Annotated in this window: 24 protein-coding genes and 1 pseudogene; 14 read left to right on the top strand and 11 right to left on the bottom strand. The window is 65.4% G+C overall.

Annotation, left to right across the window (positions count from 1 at the left end; all coding sequences use genetic code 11):
• Positions 1–26: 26 nt before the first annotated feature.
• A complete protein-coding gene (gene dapB, locus ACE10Z_RS43125; RefSeq protein WP_375786103.1) occupies positions 27–839 on the top strand; it encodes a 4-hydroxy-tetrahydrodipicolinate reductase in 813 nt (270 codons plus the stop codon).
• Positions 840–886: 47 nt separating this feature from the next.
• Positions 887–1,510, top strand: a complete 624-nt coding sequence (locus ACE10Z_RS43120; RefSeq protein ID WP_375786102.1) for a 2,3-bisphosphoglycerate-dependent phosphoglycerate mutase — start codon at positions 887–889, stop codon at positions 1,508–1,510.
• A gap of 166 nt (positions 1,511–1,676) precedes the next feature.
• Here the strand turns inward: ACE10Z_RS43120 and ACE10Z_RS43115 are convergent.
• A pseudogene (locus tag ACE10Z_RS43115) lies at positions 1,677–2,572 on the bottom strand (methylated-DNA--[protein]-cysteine S-methyltransferase).
• A 112-nt stretch (positions 2,573–2,684) separates the two neighbouring features.
• Entirely contained in the window at positions 2,685–3,245 is a 561-nt protein-coding gene (locus ACE10Z_RS43110) for a DUF2244 domain-containing protein (RefSeq protein WP_375786101.1), read from the bottom strand.
• Between the two features lie 22 nt (positions 3,246–3,267).
• On the opposite strand from ACE10Z_RS43110, the gene nth reads away from it, so the two are divergent.
• The 6 genes from nth to ACE10Z_RS43080 all read left to right on the top strand — a co-directional run bounded on the left by nth (position 3,268) and on the right by ACE10Z_RS43080 (position 10,150).
• Positions 3,268–4,053 (top strand): endonuclease III, encoded by a 786-nt coding sequence (gene nth / locus ACE10Z_RS43105; protein ID WP_375786100.1) that lies wholly within the window; start codon positions 3,268–3,270, stop codon positions 4,051–4,053.
• Positions 4,054–4,119: 66 nt separating this feature from the next.
• Positions 4,120–5,271, top strand: a complete 1,152-nt coding sequence (locus tag ACE10Z_RS43100; protein WP_375786099.1) for an HlyD family secretion protein — start codon at positions 4,120–4,122, stop codon at positions 5,269–5,271.
• A complete protein-coding gene (locus ACE10Z_RS43095; RefSeq protein ID WP_375786098.1) occupies positions 5,258–6,886 on the top strand; it encodes an MFS transporter in 1,629 nt (542 codons plus the stop codon). The genes ACE10Z_RS43100 and ACE10Z_RS43095 overlap by 14 nt, the downstream gene beginning before the upstream one ends.
• Before the next feature lie 128 nt (positions 6,887–7,014).
• On the top strand, positions 7,015–8,076 hold the full coding sequence (locus tag ACE10Z_RS43090) for a type III polyketide synthase (protein WP_375786097.1): 1,062 nt from the start codon (positions 7,015–7,017) through the stop codon (positions 8,074–8,076).
• Positions 8,073–8,585, top strand: a complete 513-nt coding sequence (locus tag ACE10Z_RS43085) for an isoprenylcysteine carboxyl methyltransferase family protein (RefSeq protein ID WP_375786096.1) — start codon at positions 8,073–8,075, stop codon at positions 8,583–8,585. The genes ACE10Z_RS43090 and ACE10Z_RS43085 overlap by 4 nt, the downstream gene beginning before the upstream one ends.
• A complete protein-coding gene (locus ACE10Z_RS43080) occupies positions 8,582–10,150 on the top strand; it encodes a DHA2 family efflux MFS transporter permease subunit (RefSeq protein ID WP_375786095.1) in 1,569 nt (522 codons plus the stop codon). Before ACE10Z_RS43085 ends, ACE10Z_RS43080 begins: the two co-directional genes overlap by 4 nt.
• Before the next feature lie 209 nt (positions 10,151–10,359).
• Here ACE10Z_RS43080 and ACE10Z_RS43075 read toward each other — a convergent pair whose 3' ends face one another.
• The 3 genes from ACE10Z_RS43075 to ACE10Z_RS43065 form a co-directional block, all read right to left on the bottom strand.
• On the bottom strand, positions 10,360–11,112 hold the full coding sequence (locus ACE10Z_RS43075; RefSeq protein WP_375786094.1) for a sulfate transporter family protein: 753 nt from the start codon (positions 11,110–11,112) through the stop codon (positions 10,360–10,362).
• Between the two features lie 170 nt (positions 11,113–11,282).
• On the bottom strand, positions 11,283–12,695 hold the full coding sequence (locus ACE10Z_RS43070; RefSeq protein ID WP_375786093.1) for an MFS transporter: 1,413 nt from the start codon (positions 12,693–12,695) through the stop codon (positions 11,283–11,285).
• Between the two features lie 155 nt (positions 12,696–12,850).
• Positions 12,851–13,774 (bottom strand): LysR family transcriptional regulator, encoded by a 924-nt coding sequence (locus tag ACE10Z_RS43065; protein WP_375786092.1) that lies wholly within the window; start codon positions 13,772–13,774, stop codon positions 12,851–12,853.
• A gap of 121 nt (positions 13,775–13,895) precedes the next feature.
• Between ACE10Z_RS43065 and ACE10Z_RS43060 the strand changes: the two genes are divergently transcribed.
• Both ACE10Z_RS43060 and ACE10Z_RS43055 read left to right on the top strand, forming a co-directional pair.
• The gene (locus tag ACE10Z_RS43060; RefSeq protein WP_375786091.1) at positions 13,896–15,065 is read left to right on the top strand and encodes a CaiB/BaiF CoA transferase family protein; all 1,170 of its coding nucleotides are present in this window, start codon (positions 13,896–13,898) and stop codon (positions 15,063–15,065) included.
• Between the two features lie 7 nt (positions 15,066–15,072).
• Positions 15,073–16,020 (top strand): hydroxymethylglutaryl-CoA lyase, encoded by a 948-nt coding sequence (locus tag ACE10Z_RS43055; RefSeq protein ID WP_375786090.1) that lies wholly within the window; start codon positions 15,073–15,075, stop codon positions 16,018–16,020.
• Positions 16,021–16,132: 112 nt separating this feature from the next.
• Here ACE10Z_RS43055 and nikR read toward each other — a convergent pair whose 3' ends face one another.
• Positions 16,133–16,567: a nickel-responsive transcriptional regulator NikR gene (gene nikR / locus ACE10Z_RS43050; RefSeq protein ID WP_375786089.1), complete on the bottom strand. Its 435-nt coding sequence runs from the start codon at positions 16,565–16,567 to the stop codon at positions 16,133–16,135.
• Positions 16,568–16,570: 3 nt separating this feature from the next.
• Positions 16,571–17,449: a YiiX/YebB-like N1pC/P60 family cysteine hydrolase gene (locus ACE10Z_RS43045; protein ID WP_375786088.1), complete on the bottom strand. Its 879-nt coding sequence runs from the start codon at positions 17,447–17,449 to the stop codon at positions 16,571–16,573.
• Positions 17,450–17,647: 198 nt separating this feature from the next.
• Here ACE10Z_RS43045 and ACE10Z_RS43040 point away from each other — a divergent pair, with 198 nt between their 5' ends.
• Complete coding sequence (locus ACE10Z_RS43040) at positions 17,648–19,057, top strand: flavin monoamine oxidase family protein (protein WP_375786087.1); 1,410 nt, start codon at positions 17,648–17,650, stop codon at positions 19,055–19,057.
• Between the two features lie 57 nt (positions 19,058–19,114).
• On the opposite strand, the gene ACE10Z_RS43035 is transcribed toward ACE10Z_RS43040, so the two are convergent.
• Positions 19,115–20,806 carry a diguanylate cyclase domain-containing protein gene (locus ACE10Z_RS43035; protein WP_375786086.1) on the bottom strand — a complete coding sequence of 564 codons (1,692 nt, stop codon included), beginning with the start codon at positions 20,804–20,806 and terminating at the stop codon, positions 19,115–19,117.
• 109 nt (positions 20,807–20,915) lie between these two features.
• Between ACE10Z_RS43035 and ACE10Z_RS43030 the strand changes: the two genes are divergently transcribed.
• Positions 20,916–21,632: a YggS family pyridoxal phosphate-dependent enzyme gene (locus ACE10Z_RS43030; RefSeq protein WP_375786085.1), complete on the top strand. Its 717-nt coding sequence runs from the start codon at positions 20,916–20,918 to the stop codon at positions 21,630–21,632.
• 228 nt (positions 21,633–21,860) lie between these two features.
• Here ACE10Z_RS43030 and ACE10Z_RS43025 read toward each other — a convergent pair whose 3' ends face one another.
• Both ACE10Z_RS43025 and ACE10Z_RS43020 read right to left on the bottom strand, forming a co-directional pair.
• Positions 21,861–22,646, bottom strand: coding sequence for a 2-keto-4-pentenoate hydratase (locus ACE10Z_RS43025; protein WP_375786084.1), 786 nt, complete (start codon positions 22,644–22,646; stop codon positions 21,861–21,863).
• Between the two features lie 93 nt (positions 22,647–22,739).
• The gene (locus ACE10Z_RS43020) at positions 22,740–23,279 is read right to left on the bottom strand and encodes a L,D-transpeptidase (protein WP_375786083.1); all 540 of its coding nucleotides are present in this window, start codon (positions 23,277–23,279) and stop codon (positions 22,740–22,742) included.
• 242 nt (positions 23,280–23,521) lie between these two features.
• Between ACE10Z_RS43020 and ACE10Z_RS43015 the strand changes: the two genes are divergently transcribed.
• Together ACE10Z_RS43015 and ACE10Z_RS43010 are read left to right on the top strand one after the other, a co-directional pair.
• Positions 23,522–24,208 carry a response regulator transcription factor gene (locus tag ACE10Z_RS43015; RefSeq protein WP_375786082.1) on the top strand — a complete coding sequence of 229 codons (687 nt, stop codon included), beginning with the start codon at positions 23,522–23,524 and terminating at the stop codon, positions 24,206–24,208.
• 57 nt (positions 24,209–24,265) lie between these two features.
• Entirely contained in the window at positions 24,266–24,706 is a 441-nt protein-coding gene (locus ACE10Z_RS43010) for a Crp/Fnr family transcriptional regulator (protein WP_223971271.1), read from the top strand.
• Between the two features lie 159 nt (positions 24,707–24,865).
• Here the strand turns inward: ACE10Z_RS43010 and ACE10Z_RS43005 are convergent, their stop codons facing one another.
• Positions 24,866–25,681 carry an exodeoxyribonuclease III gene (locus ACE10Z_RS43005; RefSeq protein ID WP_375786081.1) on the bottom strand — a complete coding sequence of 272 codons (816 nt, stop codon included), beginning with the start codon at positions 25,679–25,681 and terminating at the stop codon, positions 24,866–24,868.
• Between the last annotated feature and the right edge of the window lie 7 nt (positions 25,682–25,688).

The raw sequence follows: 25,688 nt of genomic DNA, 5'->3' as shown, positions 1-25,688 counted from the left end.
CTTTATACGGCGGTGAGAGGTGAGCCATGGCTGACATGCGTCTGATTGTTGCGGGAGCCGGCGGCCGGATGGGCCGCACGCTGACGCGGGTGATTTCCGAAACCCCGGGGGCGGTGCTGGTCGGCGCGCTGGAAGCGCCGGGCTCGGAACTGCTCGGCAAGGACGCCGGCGTGCTCGCCGGCCTTCCCGCCAACGACGTCAAGCTGTCGGCCGACCTGTGGTCGATGTCGGCGGCTGCCGACGGCATCCTGGATTTCACCGTGCCGGCCGCGACCATCGCCAATGTCGCGATCGCCGCCGAGCGCGGCCTCGTTCACGTCATCGGCACCACCGGCCTGTCGCAGTCCGACGACGCGGTGATCCGCAGCGTCACCAACCGCGCCATCGTGGTGAAGTCGGGCAATATGAGCCTCGGCGTCAACCTGCTTGCCGCGCTGGTCAAGCGCGTCGCGCAATCGCTCGACCAGAGCTTTGACATCGAAATTCTCGAGCTGCATCACAGGTCCAAGATCGATGCGCCGTCGGGCACCGCCTTGATGCTCGGCGAAGCTGCCGCTGCCGGACGCGGAATCGCGCTGGAGCAGCATTCGGCGCGCGGCCGCGACGGCCTGACCGGCGCGCGGCGTGCCGGCGATATCGGCTTTGCCTCGCTGCGCGGCGGCACCGCGGCCGGCGATCACAGCGTGATCTTCGCGGGCCCCTCGGAGCGCATCACGCTGTCGCATCATGCCGAGGATCGGGCGCTGTTCGCGCAGGGCGCGCTGAAGGCGGCGCTGTGGGCGCACGGCAAGAAGCCCGGCATGTATTCGATGACCGACGTTCTCGGGTTGAGCGACTGAGACCGCGCGACGAAATCAAATCCAGCCAAGCGAAAACGGAATCTGAAATGAGTGATCGTCTTCTTGTGCTCGTTCGTCACGGTCAGAGCGAATGGAATCTGAAGAACCTGTTCACCGGGTGGAAGGATCCCGATCTCACCGAGCAGGGCATCACTGAGGCCAAGGACGCCGGCCGCAAGCTGAAGGCGCAGGGTCTGTCGTTCGACGTTGCCTTTACCTCAGACCTGACGCGTGCGCAGCACACGCTGAAGCTGATGCTGGAGCAGATCGGCCAGACCGGATTGCCCACCACGAAGAATCTGGCGCTCAATGAGCGCGACTACGGTGATCTCTCCGGCCTCAACAAGGACGACGCCCGCAAGAAATGGGGCGAGGACCAGGTCCTGGTCTGGCGCCGCTCCTACGACGTCCCGCCGCCCGGCGGCGAGAGCCTCAAGGATACCCTGGCGCGCACGCTGCCCTACTACGTGCAGGAGATCCTGCCCGGCGTGCTGCGCGGCCAGCGCACGCTGATCGCCGCCCACGGCAATTCGCTGCGCGCGCTGATCATGGTGCTGGAAAAGCTTTCGCCGGAGCAGATCCTCAAGCGCGAACTCGCGACTGGCGCGCCGGTGGTCTATCGGCTCAACGCCGATTCCACTGTTGCCTCCAAGGTCGATCTCGCGGCTTAGGGAACGCTCAACCGCTCAACCCGTCATCCTGAGGAGCGCGAAGCGCGTCTCGAAGGATGAATCGGCCACCAGCCGGGCCGTCGACCCTTCGAGACGCGCTTTGCGCTCCTCCAGCGACAAAGGCGAAGCCTTTGCGCGGGGGTGACGGTGAAAGAGCGCGTTCGCTTTAGTGCAGCCCCACCTGGCCGGCTTCCCAGCCCAGCATCGCCTGCTTGCGGGTGATGCCCCAGTGATAGCCGGTCAACGCGCCGCTCTTGCCGAGTGCGCGATGGCAGGGCACCACGAACGACACCGGATTGCGGCCGACCGCGGCGCCGACGGCGCGCGAGGCCTTCGGGCTGTTGATCTTGCTGGCGATGTCGGAGTAGCTCACCGCGCGGCCCATCGGGACCTTGAGCAGCGTTTCCCACACCCGCACCTCGAAGTCGGTGCCGATCAGCACGACGCGCAGCGGCTGGTCCGCGCGCCACAACCGCGTATCGAATACGCGTTGCGCCAGTGCGGTGGTGCCGTCGGCGTCCTCGACAAAGGTCGCGTTCGGCCAGCGCCGCTTCATGTCGGCGAACGCGGTCTGCTCGTCGCCCGGGTCGGCGAAGGCAAGGCCCGCGAGCCCGCGGTCCGTCGCGATCACGATCGCGGTGCCGAACGGCGAGGGGTGGAAGCCGAAGCGCAGCGTCATGCCGCCGCCGCCGGTCTTCCATTCGCCGGGCGACATCGCCTCATGCGTGACGAACAGATCGTGCAGCCGTCCCGGGCCTGAAAGACCCGAGTCGAGTGCGGCGTCGAGCACGCTGGCGGAATCGCGCAGCAGGTTCTTGGCGTGATCCAGGGTCAGCGCCTGCATGAAAGCCTTCGGCGTCAACCCGGCCCAGCGGCGGAACAGATGGTGCAGTTCATCCGGCGTCACCGCGGCGGCATCGGCCATCGCTTCGATGGTCGGCTGCGTGCGCCAGTGCTCCGAGATGAACGCGATGGCGCGCCGCACCGAGTCGTAGTCGCGCATCGCGGCGCTCTGGAGGCCCGGCTTGGCAGGCGCTGGTCGTGTATGGCGAGTGTCATCATGGTGTCTGATTTAGGAGCCATGGCGCATCCAAACCACCCGATTTCTGACAAGCATGATCCGGAAAAGTGGGGACCGGTTTTCCGGCAAGATCATGCTCAAAAATAAGCTCGATCAAGCAATGGGATTGTAGGTCGGGCCGCGTTTCGCGGTGTTCAGCGCGGCCGTCAAGGCCTTGGAAAAGCTTGCCTTTTCGTCAGGTCCCAAGAAGCTGCCGACGCTGACCCGGCGGCCGCGGGACACCAGATAAAGCCGCTCGATGCCGAACTCCTCATGCGAGATCTGCTCGAACCGCACCCAGACCGGATTGAGCACCCATTCCGCCACATGGCCGCGGTGACTGATCCTGCGCACCCGCAGTTCCGACGGCGTGACGGTGATCTCCTCGCTCGCTTTGGCGGAGCGGAAATTGACCTTGAACGCCCAGTAGATCACCAGCACGTCGAGGCCGAAGAAACCGAAGATCGGCCAGGCGCCCAGCCACCAGAACACCGTGCCGGCGATGAAGCTGATCACCGTGACGAACGACATCAGCACGATAAAGCCGGTGCGATTCAGCGAGCGGTGCGGCGTCAGCAGCGCCGAAAACAGTTTCGGCTCCGCCTCGGGCGCATCGGCGTCGAGGTCATTGGCCCTGGGGTCTTCGCCCGGATCAAAGTCGTTGCCTGTGGTCATGACGTATCAGTATATCCCGTTCATGGCCAAAATCATCCGCTCTCAACGCGCCAGCACTTCAAGCGTTCGGTCCGCGCCGAAGAAGAAAGCCGCGAAAGCGGCAAAGCCGCTGCCCAAAAGCGTGGCAAAGAAGGCTGCCAAGAAAACCGACAAGAAAACCGCAAAGCCGAAGCCATGGACGGCGGAGGAAGTCTACGAGGCCTTCGACCGGTTCCGCGAAGCCAATCCCGAGCCGAAGGGCGAGCTCGAGCACCTCAACCCCTACACGCTGCTGGTCGCGGTGGTGTTGTCGGCACAGGCAACCGATGCCGGCGTCAACAAGGCGACGCGGGCGCTGTTTGCGATCGCCGACACGCCGGAGAAGATGCTTGAGCTCGGCGAAGACAAGGTGCGCGACTACATCAAGACCATCGGGCTCTATCGCAACAAGGCCAGGAACGTCATCGCGCTGTCCGAGAAGCTGATCGCCGAATTCGGTGGCGAGGTGCCGCGCACCCGTGCCGAAATCGAATCATTGCCCGGCGCGGGCCGCAAGACTGCGAATGTCGTGCTCAACATGGCGTTCGGCGAACACACGATGGCGGTCGACACCCATGTGTTTCGCGTCGGCAATCGCACCGGTCTCGCGCCCGGCAAGACGCCGCTCGAGGTCGAGCTGGGACTGGAGAAGGTCATCCCGACCGAGTTCATGCTGCACGCCCATCACTGGCTGATCCTGCACGGCCGCTACACCTGCCTCGCGCGCGGTCCGCGTTGCGACGTGTGCCTGATCAATGACCTTTGCCGGTGGCCGGAGAAAACCGTCTGAGCCATGATCGTCATGTGGTAAGTGACGCGCCCGGCGTTCGGCGCGTGTGATTGAGGGGAGTGTGGTGTGGCAGAGCAGGTTCAAGACGGTCCGTCACAAGTCGGCCAGACCGCGTCCGCACCAGTGACGACGCCAGTCAAGCCGCAGCCTGCGGCGAGCGGCTTCTGGAGCCGTTTTGCCATTCCGCTGTTTGCGGTGCTGGCTGCGCTTGCATTCGTTGCGGTGGCGACCACGCGTTGGGACGCCTGGGTCGGCAGCGCCACGATCCAGACCACCAATGATGCCTATGTGCGCGCCGAGTTGACCCAGCTCTCGAGCCGCGTGTCCGGCGAAGTGCTCACCGTCGCCATCTCCGATTTCCAGCGCGTCAAGGCCGGCGATCTCCTGGTGCAGATCGATCCTGCCGACTATCAGGCGCAGGTCGCGCAGGCCGAGGCCGGTGTGGTCGGCGCGCAGGCCGCGCTCGACAACCTCAACAACCAGGTCGAGCTGCAATATGCGACCATCGCGCAGGCCGAGGCCTCGCGGCTGTCCGCGGAGGCGCAGCAGACCCTGGCACGCCAGGAGCAAGAGCGTCAGCAATCGCTGTCGCAAACCGACGCCGGCACGCGGCAGCGGCTCGAGCAGGCCACCGCATCCTATGCCAAGTCGGAGGCCGACGTGCAGGCCAGCCGTGCGGTGATCGCCGCGCAGCGCCATCAGCTCGAGGTCCTGCAGGGCACCAAGAAGCAGCGCGCCGCCGACCTCGACGCCGCCAGGGCGCTGCTGGCATCGGCGAAGCTCAAGCTCGGCTACACCAGGATCGTCGCGCCGTTCGACGGCGTCACCGGCGAGCGGCAGGTGCAGCCGGGCGATTACGTCAACATCGGCACCAATCTGATCAATGTCGTGCCGCTGCCCAACGTCTATGTGATCGCCAACTACAAGGAAACCCAGCTGACCAACGTCAAGCCGGGTCAGCCGGTCGCGGTCACCGTGGATACATTCTCCGGCCAGACGCTGCGCGGCGTCGTCGAGCGCATCGCGCCGGCGAGTGGATCGCAATTCGCGCTGCTGCCGCCCGATAACGCCACCGGCAATTTCACCAAGGTGGTGCAGCGCATCCCGGTGCGTATCCAGTTCGACAAGGGCCAGCCGCTGCTCGATCGGCTGCTGCCGGGCATGTCGGTGGTCACGCGGATCAACACCGGCGAGGTGGTCGCCAATGGCGGAAAGTGACGAGCGCGAGCGCGGCCCGGTCTCGCGCGGCGACGTCGCACGCTATCCGGTGTTCGCCGTCGTCGCCGTGCTGCTCGGCGCGTTCCTGGCGAATTTCGACAGCCGCCTGACCTCGGTCGGCCTGCCCGACCTGCGGGGCGCGTTCTCGCTCACCTTCGATGAGGGCGCCTGGCTCTCGACCGCTGCGATCGGCTCGCAGATCTTCATCGCGCCCGCGGTGGCCTGGCTCGCCACCGTGTTCGGGCTGCGGCGCGTGCTCGGGATTCCGAGCCTGGTCTATGCCATGGTCTCGCTGACCATCCCGTTCGTGCACGACTACACGACGCTGATCGTGCTCAGCGTCGCCCACGGCATGCTGCTCGGCACCTTCGTGCCGGCGACGCTGATGATCATCCTGCGCAATTTGCCGATCCGCTGGTGGCTGCCGGCGATCGCGATGTATGCGATCCGTGTCGGCTTCGCGCTGGACTCGTCGAGCTCGCTGGTCGGATTCTATGTCGAGCATCTCGGCTGGCAGTGGCTGTATTGGCAGGGCGCGGTGATCGCGCCGCTGATGGGGTTGATGGTGTATCTCGGCACGCCGAACGAGCCGGTCAATCGCGACCTGCTGCACCATGCCGATTGGGGCGGCATGCTGCTGCTCGGCGCCGGCCTCGCGATGGTTTACGCCGGCCTCGATCAGGGCAACCGGCTGGACTGGCTGTCGTCGGGCACCGTGATGGCGCTGCTGATCGGCGGCGGGCTGTTGATCATCGCCTTCATGATCAACGAGACGGTCGCGCGCCGGCCGTGGGCGCATTTCAACGTGCTGTTCTCGCGCAATATCGGGCTCTCGCTGATCGTCATCCTGCTGTACACACTGACCGGCCTGTCGAATTCGTCGCTGGTGCCGAATTTCCTCGGTACCGTCGGTGCGCTGCGGCCGGAGCAGTCGGGCGTGCTGCTGTTCACCTATGGCGCGCTGCCGATGTTCGTGCTGGTGCCGGTCTCGATCCTGCTGCTCCGCCATCTCGATCCGCGCGTCGTCGTGGTGCTGGGATTCTCGGCATTCGCTGCCGCCAATCTCTGGGGTACGCAGCTGAGCCATGTCTGGGCGCGGGAGGATTTCGTCGGCATCGTCCTGCTCACGTCGGTCGGACAGGCGTTCACGCTGTTGCCGATCATCATCATGGCGCTGTCCAATTCAGATCCGTCGCGAGCGACTGCCTTCGCGGCCTATATCCAGATCATGCGGCTTGGCGGTGCCGAGATCGGCATCGCATTGATGGGCACCTGGCTGCGCGTCCGCGAGCAGATCCATTCGAATTATCTCGGCCAGCACGTCCAGAACGGCGATGTCGACGTCGTGAACCTGCTGAAGCGGCTGGCGGGTGAATTTTCCGGCCACGGCATCGGGGCGGCGGCGGGACGTGCCATCGGCACGCTCGCGGCCCTCGTGCAGCGCGAGGCCAACACGCTCGCCTACATCGACGGCTTCTGGCTGTGCTTCTGGCTCGCGATCCTGGCGCTGTTCCTGGTCGCGCTGATCACGCGCGCGCCGCAAGGTCCGCTGTCGCCGGTGCCGCTCGGCTTCGTGAAGAACGTGCTGCGCAGGTTGGGCGCTGCCGCTTCCTGATTTGCGCGGATATCGCCGGCGCCACTGTCGGGTCAACTTATAGTGAATGCGGCGCCCCAGCTATCTCGTGGGCGTCTGAAATATTCTGCAGGTCGCGTGGTTCCACAAGCGGGGGAACGGGAGCCACGATGATCGATACCAGGCAGACGGCCGCGCTTGTTTCCATGGCGACGGCGGTTCCACCGCATCTGTTCCATCAGGGACAAATCCTGCAGGCCGCGCGCGACCTTCTCGCCGACCGCTATCCCGAATTCGAGACGCTCTCCAGCCTGTTCGCCAACACCGGCATCCAGCATCGCTACGGCGTGAAGCCGATCGAATGGTATCTCGAACGGCGCGGCTGGCCGGAGCGGACGCAGGCGTTCCTGGAAGGCGCGGAGGCGCTGTTCGTCGATGTCGCCGGCAAGGCGATAGCCCGTGCCGACCTGACCGGCAGCGACATCGACGTCGTGGTCACGGTGTGCTCGACGGGCATCGCCACGCCGACGCTGGAGGCGCGCGTCGCCGGCCAGCTCGGCCTGCGAACTGATGTGTCGCGCGTGCCGGTGTTCGGCCTCGGCTGCGCGGGCGGCGTGTCGGGCCTGTCGATTGCGGCGCGGCTGGCGCAGGCGCAGCCGGGTGCCAACGTGCTGCTGGTCGCGCTCGAACTCTGCACGCTCGCGGTTCGCCATGATGAGCTCACCAAGGCGAACATCGTCGCGGCCAGCCTGTTCGGCGATGGCGCTGCTGCGATCGTGCTGCGCGCCGGCGACGGCGGTGCGACGCGGATCGAGGCGGCCGGCGAAAAGCTGTGGCCGGATACGCTCGGCATCATGGGCTGGACGGTCGATCCGGAAGGATTCGGCGTCGTGTTTCAGCGCACCATTCCGGATTTCGTCCGCGACCATGTTGGACCGGCCGTTGCCGAAATTCTGGCTCGGATGCAGCTGACGGCCGGTGATATCGATCGCTTCCTCTGCCATCCCGGCGGCACCAAGGTCATCGCCGCGCTGGAGCGGGCGCTGGCGCTCGATCAGGGCACGCTCGATCACGAACGCGACGTCATCGCGGCGTGCGGCAACATGTCGGCCCCGACGGTTCTCTTTGTCCTCGAACGCGCCCGCGCCAAGGGCTTGCCGCCGCGCTCGCTGCTCACGGCGCTCGGGCCCGGCTTCACGCTCAGCTGCGTTGCGCTCAGGCACGTGGCATGAGCCTCGCTTCGGTCATCCTGGCGCTGGTCACCCTGCAGCGTCTCGGTGAGCTCGTGCTGTCACGCCGCAACACGGAGCGGCTGCTGGCGCGCGGCGCGATCGAGGTCGGCGCCAGGCACTACCCGCTCATCGTGCTGGTTCATGCCGGCTGGCTGAGCGCGCTGTGGATCTGGGGTCGTAACCAGGATGTCAACCTGGCGATGCTCACGGCCTATCTGGCGCTGCAAGGCTTGCGGCTGTGGATACTCGCTACGCTCGGGCCGCGATGGACCACGCGGATCATCGTGCTGCCGGGTGCGCCGCTGGTCGCATCCGGGCCGTACCGGTATTTTCCGCATCCAAACTATGCCGTCGTCGTCGGTGAGATCGCGCTGCTTCCGCTCGCATTGCATCTGCCGGTGCTGGCGCTGCTCTTCACCGTACTCAATCTCGCGGTGCTTGCGATCCGGATTCGCGCCGAGAGCCGGGCTCTCTCGGTTGCGGACTGGCCGCGCGTCAGCACGCCATGAGCGACCGGGCGGAGCATCGCACCGACAGCCCGTCGGCGGCGACCTGGGCAGGCTTCCTCCTGATGTGCTTCGGCATGTTCATGGCGATCCTCGACATCCAGGTCGTCGCGACGTCGCTGCCGACGATCCAGCGCGCGCTCGCAATCTCGCCTTCCGCGATGAGCTGGATCCAGACCGCCTATCTGATCGCGGAGGTGATCGCGATCCCGTTGACCGGATTGTTCACCCACGCGCTGTCGCTCCGATGGCTGTTCGCGATCGCCGTGAGCCTGTTCACCATCGCCTCGGTCGGCTGCGCCTTCAGTGGCGGCTTTGCCGTGCTGCTGGTCTTTCGCGTGCTGCAGGGATTTTCCGGCGGCGTCCTGATCCCTGCGGTGTTCTCCGCCGTGTTCACGCTGTTTCCGGCGCGGCTTCATGCGGTGGCCACCACGATCGGCGGCGTCGTCGCGGTGCTTGCGCCGACCGTTGGACCGGTTGTCGGCGGCTGGATCACGCAGACCTGGTCGTGGCCTTGGCTGTTCCTGATCAACCTGGTTCCGGGAACGATTGCGGCGACGGTCACGCCGCTGCTGCTTCCGAAAGAGGACGTGAATCTCCGCGCGTTCGCCAGACTGGACACGTGGTCGCTGGTCCTGCTCGCAGCGGCGCTCGCAAGCCTCATGATCGGCCTGAAGGAAGCGCCGCAGCGCGGCTGGGTTTCGACCCCTTGCCTGAGCCTGCTGATCGGAAGCCTTGCCGGGATAGCGCTGCTGATCCGGCGCACGCTCCGCGCGGCGGATCCGATCGCACGATTGACTTTGTTCAAGCGGCGTTCGTTCGCGATCGGTTGCGCCCTGAGCTTCTGCCTCGGCATCGGCCTCTATGGATCGACCTATCTGATGCCGGTCTTCCTCGGCTTCGTCCGCCGCCATGATGCCTTCGAGATCGGCACCATCATGCTGGTCACGGGGGTTGCGCAGCTGATCGCCGCGCCATTGGCGGCAATCCTCGAAAGCCGCGTCGGCGCGCTTTTGTTGACTGCGACAGGCTTCGCCTTGTTCGCGCTCGGTCTCGGATTGAGCGCCATTCAGCCGCGCACCGCTGATTTCGGCGAGATGTTGTGGCCGCAGATCGTGCGCGGCGTCGCGATCATGTTCTGTCTGCTGCCGCCGACACGCATTGCGTTGGGCACCCTGCCGGAGGCGGAGGTTGCCGACGCCAGCGGACTGTTCAACCTGATGCGTAATCTGGGTGGCGCGATCGGGATCGCCTTGATCGACACCATCCTCTACGGGCGAAGCCCGATCCACGGCGAGGCGTTTCGCGCGCGCCTGCTGGCGGGAGACGTCACGGCGGCACAGGCGATCGGCCTCGATCCAATGCTGCTGATCAACCGTCCGCCGGGTCCGCCTGACGAGGCGACGGTGGCGTTTATCCGGCCGCTGGTCGAGCGAGCGTCGCTCGCCCTCAGCGTCAACGAGGCATGGGCGATGCTCGCCTGCGTGGCGATCGTCGGGCTTCTGCTGGTGTTATTCGCGCGCGATCGGACGCCGGCATCGCTGACGGTGCCTCGGGATGCGAACTAAAGCGGGATGAGTTTTGGTTGAATCGGCTTGGTGCGGTCTCGGTTCACCTCTCCCCGTCGGGGAGAGGTCGGATTGCGAAGCAATCCGGGTGAGGGCTCTTGCTCTCGATAGACCGTAACCCCTCACCCGATTTGCTGCGCAAATCGACCTCTCCCAAGGGAGAGGTGAACTTTCGACGCCGTTCCAGCTCAACCTAATCTCATCAGGCTTTAGATCGAGGATACGTTGCTTCGCCGCGCCGGCTCGATCAGTTCGCGCCGCGGGCCGGACAGCCGCTTGTACATGTGGACCATGAAGGCCATCCCGAACAGCGGCGTCGCCAGATTGACGATCGGGATCGACACGAAGGCCGCGATGAACAGGCCGGCGGTGAACACGGTTGCCGCATTCTCCTTGCGCATCGCCTTGGCGTCATCTGGCGAGCGGAAGCGCATCGCGGCGAGCTCGAAATATTCGCGGCCGAGCAGCCAGGCGGTTGCGATGAAGAAGATGATGAAGCCCGCGCCCGCGAACAGCACGAACGGCAGCGCGACCAGATAGACCAGGATCGTCAGCAGCGCCGTCTTGACGCCCTCGATGGTCGCGAGCGTCACCGGCAGCGCCGTACCGGGATGGTCGGCCGGATAGTGCTCGCGCTCGACATGGTCGGCGACGTCGTCGACAAACAGGCTCGCCACCAGCGAGGTGATCGCGGGCATCAGGAAGATGCCGCCGAGCACGACGCCAAGCCCCGCCGAGATAGAGATGATCCAGGACAGCACGTGCAGCGTGGAATGGAAGCCGGGGCCGAGCATGCCTTCGGCCCAGACCTCGCCAGTGTCGGCAAACCAGCTCAGCAGCCGCTGTAATCCGATTGCCAGCACGGTGATCAGCACCAGCGCAAGCCCGATCGAACGCCACAGGATCGTGCGCATCGGCGGCGACAGGATTTGCGAGAGCGCCTTGACGGCGGCATCGAACATGACCGGGTGACCTCGTCAAAATGACGAGCGCAGAGGTAGCCACCCAATATGGCTTCGGCAAGTGCCGCTTGTGTCGCGGTCACAGCGTTTTCGAGCGCAACGCCAACCCCGGATCGCGTCAGGAAGGGATCTGGAGCCTCGGCTCTTGATCCAATCAGAACCGAACCGCTTTAGGCGTCGAGCGGCTTGCCCCGGACGTTCGGTCCCCAGACACCGATCGTAATAATTACGATGACCATCGCGGCGGTGATCAGGCCGAACACCCCGCTGACGCCGGCCTCCTTCAACATGAACGCCACGATGAAGCCGGAGAAGGTCGCGCTGAGCCGGCTCATCGAATAGACGAGGCCCGCCGCGCGGGCCCGGATCGCGGTCGGGAACACCTCGGTCTGGTAGGCGTGATAGGCGTAGGACAGCGTCATGTTGGCCCCGGTCACCAGCACGCCGCTGGCGATCAAGAGCACCGGCTCGGTGAGCTGCGCGAAGGCAAGGCCGAACACCGAGATCGCGGCGGCCGCTCCGCAAATGATCCATTTGCGCTCGAAGCGGTCGGCGAAGGTTGCGGCCAGCAGCGGCGCGAGCGGATAGGCGAAGGCGATGATGAAGGAATATTGCAGGCTCTTGGTGACGTTGATGCCCTTCTCGACCAGCAGCGCCGGAACCCAGTTGGAGAAGCCGTAGACGCCGAATGCCTGGCACAGATTGAAGATCATGAAGAGCACGACGAGCGAGGCGTAGGGCGGCCGGAACAAGTCGGCATAGCCGGTCTCGACCGCCGCACGCGCCGGCGCCATTGCGGCTTTAACGGCAGGGCGCAGTGCGGCGGTAGGCGATGAGGCCTCGAGCGTTCGCATGATCTTTTCGGCCTCGGCAAGGCGGCCATGCCGGGCCAGCCAGAGCGGGCTCTCCGGCACGTAGAGCCGCAACACCCAGATGATCATGCTGGCGGCGGCGCCGATCAGCACCACCCAGCGCCAGCCATCGATGCCGTAGGGCGAGAGCGGCACCAGCCACCACGACAGCGCGGCGACGATCGGCACCGCCGACAGCATCACCGCCTGGTTGATCGCAAAGGCCCGGCCGCGCATCCAGCTCGGCACCAGCTCGGTGATGTAGGCATCGATGGTGATGACCTCGATGCCGATCCCGATTCCGGCGATGAAGCGCCACAGCAGCACCCCGCCAGGGGTGGTCTGGCACGCCATGATCACGGACGCCGCGCTGTAGAACAGCAGCGAAAAGGTGAAGACCGCCTTGCGCCCGTAACGGTCGGCGAGGAAGCCGAGGCAGAAGGTGCCGATGAACAGGCCGGCGAAGGTCGCCGCGACGAAGGCGCCGATCCCTGAGAAGCCGAAGAAGGCCTGCGTCGTCGTGGTCATCAGCCCGCTGCGGGCGAGGCCCGGCGCGATATAGCCGGTGAAGAACAGGTCGTAGATCTCGAAGCAGCCGCCGAGCGAAAGCAGGATCACCAGCCGCCAGACGTAGCCGGAAGTCGGCAACGCCTCGAGCCGCCGCGAGATCTGGTCCGGCCCGCTTGTCGTGTTGGCAAGATCGGCAACCGAGCCGAGTTCGACGGCGCTCATGATGGTCCTCCCCGAATGCTCCAACGGCCGCTTTTCTTGCGAAGGCGTTCCGGATGCGCATGTTTGGCAGCCGGGTGCCAGAAATCCAGACGAACATATCGAAGGGATCGTTCGATATTTTCGATAGCGCTGTTTTTGATGCGCTCGAAAGCGCTTCAGATCAGGAGCGTTGCCTCCCACGCGCCGCGCCCGACCTGTTCGGCGATCAGGGAGCGGATCAGCCGGCACATCTCCTCCATCGCATAGGTCATCGGCCGGTTGCGCAAGCGGCAGAGATAGAGCGTGCGGCTCAGCCTGGGTTCGATCACCTCGCGCGCGACCAGCGATCGCGCTTTCAACGGCTCGCTGACGAAATGCGTCGTCGCGATCGTGCAGCCCAAGCCCGCGGTCAAGGCGCCGATCATGCCGCTGGTCGAATTGAGGTGCAGGATGGCATTGGCCTCCAGCCGCTTCAGCGGCACGGGGTCGTCCAGCAAGGCGCGAGCGGACAGCCCGTGCCGCAGCAGGATCAGCGGCAGCTGGGCCACCTGATCGAATGTGATCGGTCCCTTCTTGCCGATCAGCTTCTCGGTGCCGACGCAGAACATCTGCTCCTCCAGCACCGGCTCGGCGATCAGATCCTTTTCCGATGGCGGATTGTAGACCAGCGCGAGGTCGACATCGGAGCTCATCAAATGCAGCAGCGTCGCGCCGGAGAGACTCTCGGTCAGCGACAGCTTCAGGTTGGGATATTTCGCCAGCACGGTCCGCATCAGCGGCACGCCGATCGCCTTCATGCCGGAATTGGCCATGCCGATCGAGATCTCGCCGGCAATTGCGCTGCCGCCTTCCTTGATCTCGCGCTCGGCTGCCGCCATCGCGCGCAGGATGATGCGGGCGTGCTCGTAGAGCCGCTCGCCCGCCGCGGTCGGTTCCATGCCGCGCGGCTTGCGCTCGAACAGCGGCGTGGCGAATTCCGCCTCCAGATTGGCGATGTGGTGGCTGAGCGCGGATTGCGCGACATTGGCCTGATCCGCCGCCCGCGACAGGTTGCGCTGCTCGTAAACCGCGATGAAATAGCGAAGCTGGCGCGAATCCATTGGGGCTCTGCGTTCTAGAACGACGAATGCACTATTCAACAGATTATATTTTTCAGATAGCGTGCGGAAGCCTAACCTGCGCCGATCAGTCAAAACGAGCGCAACGAGCACGGAGAAACCGATGACCGGGAGCGGACTGCCGCTGGAAGGCGTAAGGGTCGTCGAGATGACCCACATGGTGATGGGGCCGACCTGCGGGATGATCCTGGCGCAACTCGGCGCCGAGGTGATCAAGGTCGAGCCTCCCGCGGGCGACAAGACCCGCTCGCTCGGCGGCATGGGCGTGTCGTTCTTCCCGCTGTTCAACCGCGGCAAGCGCAGCATTGTGCTCGATTTCGCCAAGTCCGACGACCGCGACACGATGCACCGGCTGCTCGCCGGCGCCGACGTGTTCCTGGAGAATTTTCGCGATGGCCAGCTCGACAAGCAAGGCCTGGGCGCCGAGGAGCTGCGCGCGAAATATCCGCATCTGATCATCGCCGGCCACAAGGGCTTTCTCTCCGGGCCCTACGATCATCGTCCGGCGCTCGACGAGGTCGTGCAGATGATGTCAGGGCTCGCCGCGATGACCGGTACAAGCGAGAAGCCGCAGCGCGTCGGCTCTTCTGCCAACGACATCATGGGCGGCATGTTCGGCGTGATCTCGATCCTCGCCGCGCTCTATCAGAAGCGGGGCGGCAACAGGAACGGCGCCGACATCCGCATCGGCCTGTTCGAGAACTGCCTGTTCCTGGTTGCCCAGCACATGGTCGAGTACGAGATGACCGGGCGCAAGCCGCGCTCGATGCCGGAGCGCGAGCATGCCTGGCCGATCTACGACATCTTCGATGCCGCCGGCGGCGACCGCATCTTCATCGGGGTCGTCACCGAAGGTCATTGGCAGAGTTTTTGCCGCGAGTTCGGCTTGCAGGAGTTCGCCGACGATCCGACGCTGCGCTCGACCACGGATCGCATCATGGCGCGCGACCGGATCATTCCGCGCGTCGCCGAGGTGATCAAGGGCTGGAACGTCGCCGACCTCTCGGCGAGGCTCGACGCGCTCAACATCTGCTTCTCGCCGATCAACCGGCCGGAGGATCTGCTGCACGACCCGCATGTGCTGCGGCCCGGCGGGCTCGTCAACACCATCAATGCCGACGGCAAGCCGTTCCGCGTTCCGGCGCTGCCGGTCGAATGGAACGGCCACCATATCGGCGAAGGCCTGAAAGTGCCGGTGCTTGGCGCCGATACCGATGCGGTCCGCGCCGAACTCGCACAACAGAAGATTTCATCAACCGGAAACGCTGCGTGAGGCTGACATGACCCGCGTCCACGATATCTATCCCAACGACAAGGTGAGCTTGCGCGAAGTCGGCCTGCGCGACGGCCTGCAGCTCGTGAAGACATTTCCGTCGACCGCGGCGAAGCAGCGCTGGGTGCGCGACGAATATGCCGCCGGTGTCCGGCATTTCGAGGTCGGCTCGTTCCTGCCGGCCAAGACCTTCCCGCAATTCGTCGATGTCCGCGACATCGTCGCGACCATCGCCGCGCTGCCCGGCGCGCATGGTGTCGCGCTGGCGCTGAACGAGCGCGGCGTCAACGAAGCGCTGGCCTCCGGTGTCGCCGAGATCGCCTCGGTGGTGTCGGCGACCGAGGAGCACAGCCAGGCCAATGCCAACCGCTCGCGCGAGTCCGCGATTGCGAACATCAAACGTCTCTGCGAGCTGCGCGACGCCAGTGCGCACAAGCCGCTGGTCAATGCCGCGATCTCGATGGGGCTGGGCTGCTCGATCGTCGGTGCGGTCGATCCGAAGGAGGTGCTGCGCCTCACTGAGAAGCTCTACGAGGTCGGCGTCGACATGGTCGCGATCGCCGATACCGTCGGCTATGCCGGGCCGAAGCAGGTCGGCGAGCTGACGCGCGGCGCGGTGAAGATCGCAGGCTCTAAGCCGGTCTGCGTCCATCTGCACGACACCCGCGGCATGGGTATCGCGAATGCCTCCGCCGCGCTCGACGAGGGCGCCCGCGTGCTCGACGGCTCGCTCGGTGGCCTCGGCGGCTGCCCGTTCGCGCCGGGCGCCACCGGCAATGTCGTGTTCGAGGACCTCGTCTTCCTCTGCGAGAGCAAGGGATTTCCGACCGGCATCGATCTCGATCGCCTGGTCGCGGTGCGCGCGATCCTGAAAGCCGAGATGCCGAATGAGCAGCTCTATGGCGGCCTCGCCCGCGCCGGCCTGCCGCGCGGCACCAAGGCGAAGGCGGCGTAGCGAACTCTTCGTGTAGCCCGGATGAAGCGAAGCGAAATCCGGGGCCTTGCGTCCGCGGACGAAGCGTCCCGGATTTCGCTACGCTCCATCCGGGCTACGCAGCAGCGCAAGCTCAATCATGCCTGTGCCCCCGCTTGCGCGGCTTCTTGTCCGGTGCCGTCGGGATCATCACGACGCGGCCGTAACGCACGCCGCGTTCGGCGATGATGTGGTCGGCGAGATGGCGGACTTCGCCGCTGGCGCCCTTCAGCGCCGTCACCTCCATGCAGCTGTCGTCGTCGAGATGCACGTGCAGCGTCGCCAGCGACAGGTCGTGATGGCCGTGGAAATTCTGTACCAGCCGCTTCGACAGGTCGCGCGCGGCGTGATCGTAAACATAGACCAATGCCGCGACGCATTGCCCTGACGGCGCGTCCTCCGCGCTCTGTTGCAGGCCGGCGCGCGCGAGGTCGCGGATGATCTCGGAGCGGTTCTGATAGCCGCGCGCCTCGGCGGCGGCGTCGGTCGAGGCGGCCAGCGCTCGACATGGCGGGCCTGACGCCTGCACCCGTCACACCGGTGCGGTTTCCGCGGTCACTTCCGCAGCCGGAAGCGCCGCCTCTTCGTCAATCGCTTCAGGAACAAGCGGCGGCGACTTGTGCTCTGGAAACACACTGAATTCGCCGGCTACCTCCTGGAGCGGCTTCTGCTTGTCGGCCCAGTGCAGGGCCGTGTAGTCGAAACCGTGCACGATGGTGGGTTTGACGATTTCGAAATAGGGCGAGATGTCGAAATCGCGCGGCATGTAGAGCGAGGAATCGCGGATGTGCAGGATCTCGCGGCGCGCCTTGCGGCTGGCAGCACGCGTGATCTTGGGCAGGATCGGATAGCGCACGGCGTCGAACGCCTGCGCGATCAGCGCCGAGCAGATGATCTTGGTCGGATCGCCGGAGCCGAACGCGATCATGCGGCGCCGCCAGCGCTGCGGAATCGGCAGCGGAAACAGATAGCGCGCGAGATCGACGATGTTCTTGGTGTCGTAGCCGAAGCCGATGCGGTTGATGGCGTAGCGGCACACCGTGGTGCGGTCCTCGAAGGACAGCCCGACCGGCCGGCAGAGGCGGGTGTGATAGGACAGGTATTTCGACAGCGGCGCGGAGGTCACGCCTTCGCCGATATTGGCCTCGATCAGCACATGCTGTTCGCCGTCAGGCTCGAACGCGCCGTCGATCGGTCCGACGACAAGCGCGGCATGCGACCAGGTCGATTGCGTGAGGTATTTGATGATGCCGGAAATCCGGTTGTTGCCCTCGACCAGCAGCACATCGCCGGGCTGCATGATGCTCCGCAGATGGTCCGGGTCGCTCGGCGTGAACGGCTCGTAACCGCGGACTTCCTTCTGCAGGTACCCCGCGATCCATTTACCGACGGTATCGAGCATTACGCCCATGGATTCCCCCCAGCGGTTCTACGACCGCTTCTGCCCACTTAATCATGGTCGCAAGCCGTTGCAATTTAGTTCATGCCATCGGCGGATCAATCATGATTGATTTACCATGATGGTTGCTGCGGTCGGTGAGATGCGGCACAGTTCGTGAAGCGTTCCCATTCTCCGCAAGTCCCCGGAAACCATGCCAGAAGCTATGTCATGACCGTGACCCGCCGCGATTTCCTGTCGGCGTCCGCAGCTCTCGCGCTGGCGCCCGTGCTGGGCGGCCGGGTTGTCGCTGCGCCGCTGCCGCGCGAGGCCGACATCGTCGTGATCGGCGCGGGCGCCGCGGGCATTGCCGCGGCGCGACGGATCGTCGCCGCGAACCGCAAGGTGATCGTGGTGGAGGCGTCCGGCCAGGTCGGCGGTCGCTGCCAGACCGATGCATCGACCTTCGACGTGCCGTTCGACCGCGGTGCGCGCTGGATGCACAATCCCGAAACCAATCCAATGATCCGGCTGGCGCGCTCCGCGGGCCTCGACATCGTCACGGCGCCCGCAGGCCAGAAGATTCGCATCGGCCGGCGCTACGCTCGCCCGGGCGAGACCGAGGAGTTTCTGGCGGCGCTGGTGCGCGCCAATCGCGCCATCGACGACGCCTCGCGCAAGGCCGATATCGCCTGCGCCGCCGCAATGCCGAAGGATCTCGGCGATTGGGCCGGCACCGCGGAATTCCTGCTCGGCGCCAATTTCAGCGGCAAGGACCTCAAGGATCTCTCGGCCGCGGACAAGGTGCGCGCGCAGGATCGCAACACCGCGATCGCCTGCCGCCAGGGGCTCGGCGCGCTGATCGCGAAACTCGGCGAGCAGCTGCCGCTGGCGCTGTCGACGCCGGCGCAGCGTATTCTGTGGAGCAATCGCGACGTGATGGTCGAGACGGCATCCGGCAAGATCACCGCGCGCGCCGCCATCGTCACGGTGTCGAGCAACGTGCTCGCAAGCGGCAATATCAAGTTTGCGCCTGAGATCCCGAAGCGCACGCTCGACGCCGCCACCAAGCTCGGCCTCGGCAGCTACGATCGCATTGCGCTGCAGATCCCCGGCAATCCGCTCGGGCTGTCGCGCGACGACGTCATCATCGAGCAGAGCAATTCGACCAGGACGGCGCTGCTCTACGGCAACATCGCGGGCTCCTCGCTGTGCACGATCGACGTCGCAGGCTCGTTCGGTCGCGACCTGTCCGCGCAGGGCGAGAAGGCGATGTCCGCCTTCGCGGTGGAATGGCTGAGCAAACTCTATGGCAGCGAGGTCGGTGCCGCCGTGAAGAAGACCAGCGCGACGCGCTGGAATGCGCAGCCCTTCATCCTCGGCGCGATGTCGGCCGCAGCACCCGGCGCGCAATTCTCCCGCAGGATCCTGTCCGAACCGATCGGCGCGATGTATCTCGCGGGCGAGGCCACGCATGAGACGCTGTGGGGCACGGTCGACGGTGCTTGGGAAAGCGGCGAGCGCGCCGCCGACGCCGCGCTGCGCAGGATCGGCGGGGTGAAGGATGCGACGCCGGTGCCCGCAGCGCCCGCCGCAAAACACAAGCACCGCGCGCCTCGCTCTGCCCGGCCGATGAATTGATGGCTGTCTGAGATCAGGCATCGCGATCTGACAGGCTCGCAGAACCTGCGGCGCCTCTCAACTCGCCAGCGCCATCCCGGCTTCATCCAGCGTCTGCAGGAAGCCGTGCTCGATCACGGCATAGCGGCCGCGGCGTTTGGCGGCGTAGAGGGCGGCATCGGCGGCTTCGATCAGGTCGCCGGGGCGCTGGGTCTCGTTCGGCTTTGTCGTTGCGACGCCGACGCTGACAGTGACCACGCCATGGCTCGAGGGGGCGTGCGGTACGGCAAGGCCGAGGATAGCGGTGCGTACCGTCTCGCCGATCGCGAGCGCATGCGCGGCGTCGGTGTTCGGCAGCAACAGACAAAATTCCTCGCCGCCATAGCGGCCGGCGAAGCCCATCGTATCGGCGGCGATCCCGGCCAGCGTCTCGCCGATCCGGGTCAGGCAGACGTCGCCTTCGGGATGGCCGTAGGTGTCGTTGTAGAGCTTGAAGTGATCGACATCGATCATCATCAGCGACAGCTCGCATTCATACTGCTGCGCCCGCATCCACTCGAAATCGAGCCGGCTCTGGAAGCCGCGGCGGTTGGCGAGGCCGGACAGCGCGTCGATCGAGGCCATCACGGTGAGACGGTCGTTGGAGGCGACGAGCTCGCGTTCGCGCTGGCTGAGTTGCGCCGCCATGGCGTTGAAGGCGCGCGCCAGCGGCACGAATTCCGCCGGCAGCTTGTGCTTGGCGACGCGTGCCGACCAGTCGCCCTCGCCGAAGCGCCGCGCCATGCTGGTCATCAGCTCGATCGGATGGATCACGAGCCGCTCCGCGCCGACGAGGGCACCCAACAAAACGAAGAGACAGACGAAGCCGAGCTGCAGATAGGCGGTGCGGATCTCGCGGCTGATCGCCGCGGTCACCTTGGCCTCATCCATGCTCACGATCAGGCGGGATTGCGTTCCGGCGATGCGGGCGAAGCTCAGCGTGCGCCGCGCGCCGTCGGACGCCGTGAACGACACCGAGCCGGATGGTTCGTCGTGGCTCAGCGCCTTCTCCGCAATCGCGGACATCAAGGGGATGGTGTCGAGCGAGCGGCCGATCAGGCTTGCATGGTCAGCGGGCGCCGCGACCACGACGCCCGTCGAGTCGACCAGAGCGGCCGACATGCCGGGCTGACCGCCGAGATTGGCCATGATCTGCGACAGCCAGTCGATGTTGATGCCAGCGACGACGATGGAGTCGAGCTCCGGATTGATCGCGGCCACCGGATAGGCGGCCATCATCATCGGCCGGCCATTGGTCCTGCCGCGCAGATAGTCGCTGAACACGAAGCCGCGGTTGTCCTGCGCCTTCTTGAAATATTCGCGGTCGCCGAGATTGAGCCCGACCTGGCTGTTGAGCGTCGAGCACTGCACCAGCCCGTCTCTCGAGACGAACATGATGCTGCGGATCCAGGGCAGGATCGTCGGCAGGCTGGCGCGCAGCACCTCGCAGCTCTGCCCGATGCCGCCGGAGGCGCGGATATAGGCGGCCGATTTCAGCATGGTCTCGACCGAGGAGACCACCTCGCGTTGGGTCTCGGCGGCGTGCGCGGTGAGGTTGGCATAGCCTGCCGCGGCCTGCGTGATCTGCGTTGAGCGGAAATTCTCCAGCGTGCGGACGCGATCGAGCATCAAGGGCGCGACCAGCACCACCGCAAGCAAGGCGAGCCGGGCGCGAATGCCCAGAACCTTCTTGAGTTTGACCCGGTTGCGGTTGAAAGTGACGCCCGACATTCTGGTCCCTTGCCCGGGCGCAAGGTAGAGTGAAGGGCTTCAAAAAGCCTTTCCCGAATTTGGTAAAATTCGAGCCAACCCCCCGCGCCTGTCAGAGAACGGCACAAGCATGACACAAAGCCCGACCGCGCCGTTATCGGCTGATTCACCACACGACCCTGCCTTTGGCCTCGCCGCCGTGGAGCAGGAGATCGCGCATGCCTGCAAGGAAGCGCGGCGTGACCCTGCGTCGGTGACGTTGATCGCGGTGTCGAAGACATTCGCGGCCGACGCAATTTTGCCGATTATTCGCGCCGGACAGCGCGTATTTGGCGAAAACCGCGTGCAGGAAGCCAAGGGCAAGTGGCCGGAATTAATCCAGGCTAACCCGGGACTGCAGCTGCATCTGATCGGACCGTTGCAGTCGAACAAGGCCAAGGAGGCGGTCGCGCTGTTCGATGCGATCCATTCGGTCGACCGCGCCAGCATTTGCGAAGCGTTAGCCAAGGAAATCAAAAATCAGGGGAAGCATCCGGAGCTGTTCGTCCAGATCAATACCGGCGAGGAGCCGCAGAAGGCGGGCGTCGCGCCGCAGGACGCGGATACCTTCATCACAGCATGCCGCGACACTTATGGCCTGCAGATTTCAGGACTGATGTGCATCCCGCCGGTCGACCAGGCCCCGGCGCCGCATTTCGCGCTCTGCGCCAAGATCGCCGCACGCAATGGGCTGAAGAATCTCTCGATGGGCATGAGCGCAGATTTCGCGGTGGCGATCCAGATGGGTGCCACCCATGTGCGGGTGGGCTCGGCGATCTTCGGGACGCGGACGGTGGCGCATCCCTGACTGTCGTCCTGGCTCTCGCTAGAATCTCGCCCAGGATTGCCATCGTCAAACCCGTCATCCAGAGGTGCCGCGAAGCGGCGTCTCGAAGGATCGACGGCCACCAGCCGGGCCGTGCATCCTTCGAGACGCGCGCAAGAGCGCGCTCCTCAGGATGACGGTGTTACCCCAATTGGGATGTCGTCCCTGCCTTCGCCAGGACGACGGCGGTGTGTGCGGCGAGCGTGCAGCTTACGCGAACTTCACCGACACGTTTCCGATCGCGCCGAAATCGGCCGCGAACATATCGCCGGCCTGAATCGGCAGCGGCGGATGGCAGGTGCCTGTGGTGACGACCTCGCCTGCTCGCAACGTCAGCCCGAGCGCACGCAGCTCGTTGGCGCACCAGGCGAGGGCCGCACGGGGATCGCCGAGTACGTTCTTGCCGTGGCCGGTGTAGCGCTCGCCGCGCAGCGTGATGGTCGGGCGCTCCTCGACCAGATCGATCGCGCGCCAGTCGGCCGGCGTTGCGGGTCCGAGCACGAACAGATGCGCGCAGGCATTGTCGGCGATCAGCTGCGCCTCGCCGGCGGATGTGAAATCGGCGAAGCGCGAATCCGGAATCTCGATCGCGGGATGCAGCGTGCCGACTACGTCGAGCACTTCCTGCACACTGTACGGTGTGGTGCGCGGCGCGAGATCACGCGCCATGCGGAAGGCGTATTCCGGTTCGCCGACGCGCATCGCGTTGCCCTTCATCGATGCGGTGCCGCCATCTGCGATCAGGGTTTCCGCGAGGATGCGTCCGGCCAGCGGCCCGGCGACATTGATGTGCTTCTGGCCGGCCTCGCTGGTCGCCGCGATCTTCCAGCCGAACAGTTTTTCGCGCGACGTCTTTTCCAGCTCGGCCTGCACCGCGTAGCCCTCGGCGCGGCCGTGCGGCCGGATGGCGCCGTCGAGTGCGCCGAGTTTCGTTCCCGCGTGCCAGTGATCGTTCAGGACTTTGGCGGCGGCGGCGATCTGGTTGTTGTCGAGCATGCGGTTTCGTCCCTGCGGGAATTTTCTGTGTTGCGCACGATCTCAGCACAAGCGCGTCGCGTTTGTCGCGTGGGAAAACCGATGCTCGGCTATCTATCCGATGATGATCCTGGTCTGCGGCGACATCCGCCGCAGCAGCCGCAGCATCGACGCCTTGGTCATCGAGACGCAGCCCGCGGTCGGCCCGAAATTCGGCCGTGCCAGATGCAGGAACACGGCGCTGCCGCGGCCGGCGATGCGCGGTGCGGCGTTGTGGTCGATTTCGACAATGAAGTCGTAGAGGTGATCTTCGCGCGTCAGGCGGTCGCCGGCCTGCTCCCGGTCGAGCCGGATCGGCTGGTTGTAATGGCGGTCGGCGGGGTCCTCGCACCAGGCGTCCTCGCGGCGGATCGGCCGGGCTGGCAGGAACGTCAGGGGACGCCGGTGCCGGTCGGCGCGCCACCAGAGCTGCTTGGGGTGGAAGATGCCGCGCGGCGTGCCGCCGTCGCCTTCGCGCTTGTTGGCGAGGATTCCGCCGCGTCCAAGCGCCACGGGAACGGTCCAGCCATCGGCGGTCAGCCAGCCCCGGCGCGGATCGCCGGCGGCGCGGCGGACCTCGATGGCGGAGAGCGGGCGATCACGTTTCGCTGTCATATAAGTGATTGAAATAGCTGACCTTCCTTTAAGAATCGTTCAAAACTGAACTTGCCTTGGAGGCCCCAAACATTCTATCCCCCGGCATTACAGGACATTCACGTCCTGCCCCGCCTGATTTGAGGTAGACTGCGCTGCCTTGTGAATCGGTAACGACGGCCTACCTGAGCACGTATCTAGCCGATGCTACGGCCATAAGCGTCCCCCGCTTCTGACCGCCCCGCCCCCGAAGGATTGTACCTATGGCCAATGCCCGCAAGATCTTGATCGTGGATGACGATACCGATCTGCGCGATACGCTGGTCGAGCAGCTGTCCCTGCACGAGGAGTTCGAAGCCTCCGCAGTCGACACCGGCGCCAAGGGCGCCACTGCCGCCAAAGCCAATTCTCCCGATCTGGTCCTGATGGATGTCGGCCTGCCCGACACCGACGGCCGCGAAGTGGTCCGCAGCCTGCGCAAGGGCGGTTTCAAGGCCCCGATCATCATGCTGACCGGCCATGACACCGATTCCGACACCATCCTCGGCCTGGAAAGCGGCGCCAACGACTATGTGGCCAAGCCGTTCCGCTTCGCGGTCCTGCTGGCCCGGATCCGGGCGCAGCTGCGCCAGCACGAGGCCAGCGAGGACGCGGTGTTCTCGGTCGGCCCCTACTCGTTCCGGCCCGGCTCGAAGATGCTCACCGGCAACAACGCCAGGAAGGTGCGGCTGACCGAGAAGGAAACCGCGATCCTGCGCTTCCTCTACCGCGCCGGCCAGATGCCGGTGTCGCGCGAGACCCTGCTCCAGGAAGTCTGGGGCTACAATTCCGGCGTCACGACCCACACGCTGGAAACCCACATCTACCGCCTCCGCCAGAAGATCGAGAAGGACGCCGCCAACCCGGAGATCCTGGTGACGGAAGCCGGTGGCTACAAGCTGGTGCCGTGATACGCTTCGCGCTCAACGATTCGTGAAATCGAGGCGCACCGCGATTACCGGCCCTGAATGTCGATCGATGATGACGTAGCCCTGCTTGAGCAGGTCCCGACGATGCGTCTGTTGGGCGACAGCTCCTTGCGCATGCTGGCGATCGGCTCCGAGCAACGTGATTTCAACGCAGGCGAAGTGCTGTTCAAGGTCGGCGACGCCGCGGACGCCGGCTATGTCGTGCAGCGTGGTACGTTCCGGGTCGAGGAAGGCGGCGCCGAGATCATCGCCGGTCCCGGCGCGCTGATCGGCGAGCTCGCATTGATCGTCGCGATGAAACGGCCCTCGACCGCGACCGCGCTGGAGCGTGGCTCGGTGATTCGCGTCGCGCGCAGCCTGTTCCAGCGCGTGCTGGAAAGCGATCCGGCCGCGGCCCGCCGGCTCCGCGACGAGCTCGCGCTGCGCACCAGCCAGCTCGCGAGCGACATCTTGATCGCGGGCGGGAAGCTGAGCACATAGCCGCTGTCGTCCTAGCGAGAATTGTTTGTCCCGTCATCCTGAGGTGCGAGCTCTCGCGAGCCTCGAAGGATGCACGGCCCGGCTGGCGGCCGTCGACCCTTCGAGACGCGCTTCGCGCTCCTCAGGGTGACGGATCACGTTGCTGCTCTGACAGCGAGATTAAACCTCCATCACCGCCGTGACAGGCACATGATCCGACGGCCGCTCCCAGCTGCGGGCGTCGCGGGTGATCTTGAAGTCGCTGACGTGATCCTTCAGCGCGCGCGAGACCCAGATGTGATCGAGCCTGCGGCCGCGGTCGCCGACGGTCCAGTCCGCGGCGCGATAGCTCCACCAGGTGTAGACCTTTTCCGACATCGGGATCCGCTCGCGCGCGATGTCGAACCATTCGCCATGCGCTTGCGCCGCGAGCAGCTTCTCGGTTTCAACAGGCGTGTGCGAGACCACCTTCAGCAGCTGCTTGTGCGACCACACGTCGTTCTCATGCGGCGCGACGTTGAGGTCGCCGACCAGGATATGGCGATCGTCGCCGCGCGGATGCAGCGGCTCGCAAGCCTTCATCTCGTCGAGGAATTGCAGCTTGTGCTCGAACTTCGGATTGAGCGCGGGATCTGGAATGTCGCCGCCGGCCGGCACGTAGAAATTATGCAGCACCAGCGGTTTCGAAAGCTGCGCTTTCCCGCCGAAGGAAACCGAAATGTGCCGCGAGTCGATCTTGTCGCAGAACGTCCGGATGTCGGTCGTCTCGAACGGCAGGCGCGAGACGATGGCGACGCCGTGATAGCCCTTCTGCCCGTTCAGCGCGACGTGCTCATAGCCGAGCCGCTTGAAGCGCTTCAGCGGAAACGCATCGTCGATGCATTTGGTCTCCTGCAGGCACAGCACATCCGGCCGCGCGCTCTTCAGGAATTTGGCGACGATATCGATGCGCAGGCGCACCGAGTTGATGTTCCAGGTGGTGACGGAGAACCGCATGAGAGGT

This window comes from Bradyrhizobium sp. Pha-3, assembly GCF_042258615.1.
Lineage (GTDB): Bacteria > Pseudomonadota > Alphaproteobacteria > Rhizobiales > Xanthobacteraceae > Bradyrhizobium.
Note: the sequence above shows the minus strand (reverse complement) of the source record. Positions and strands in the feature narration are given on the sequence as shown.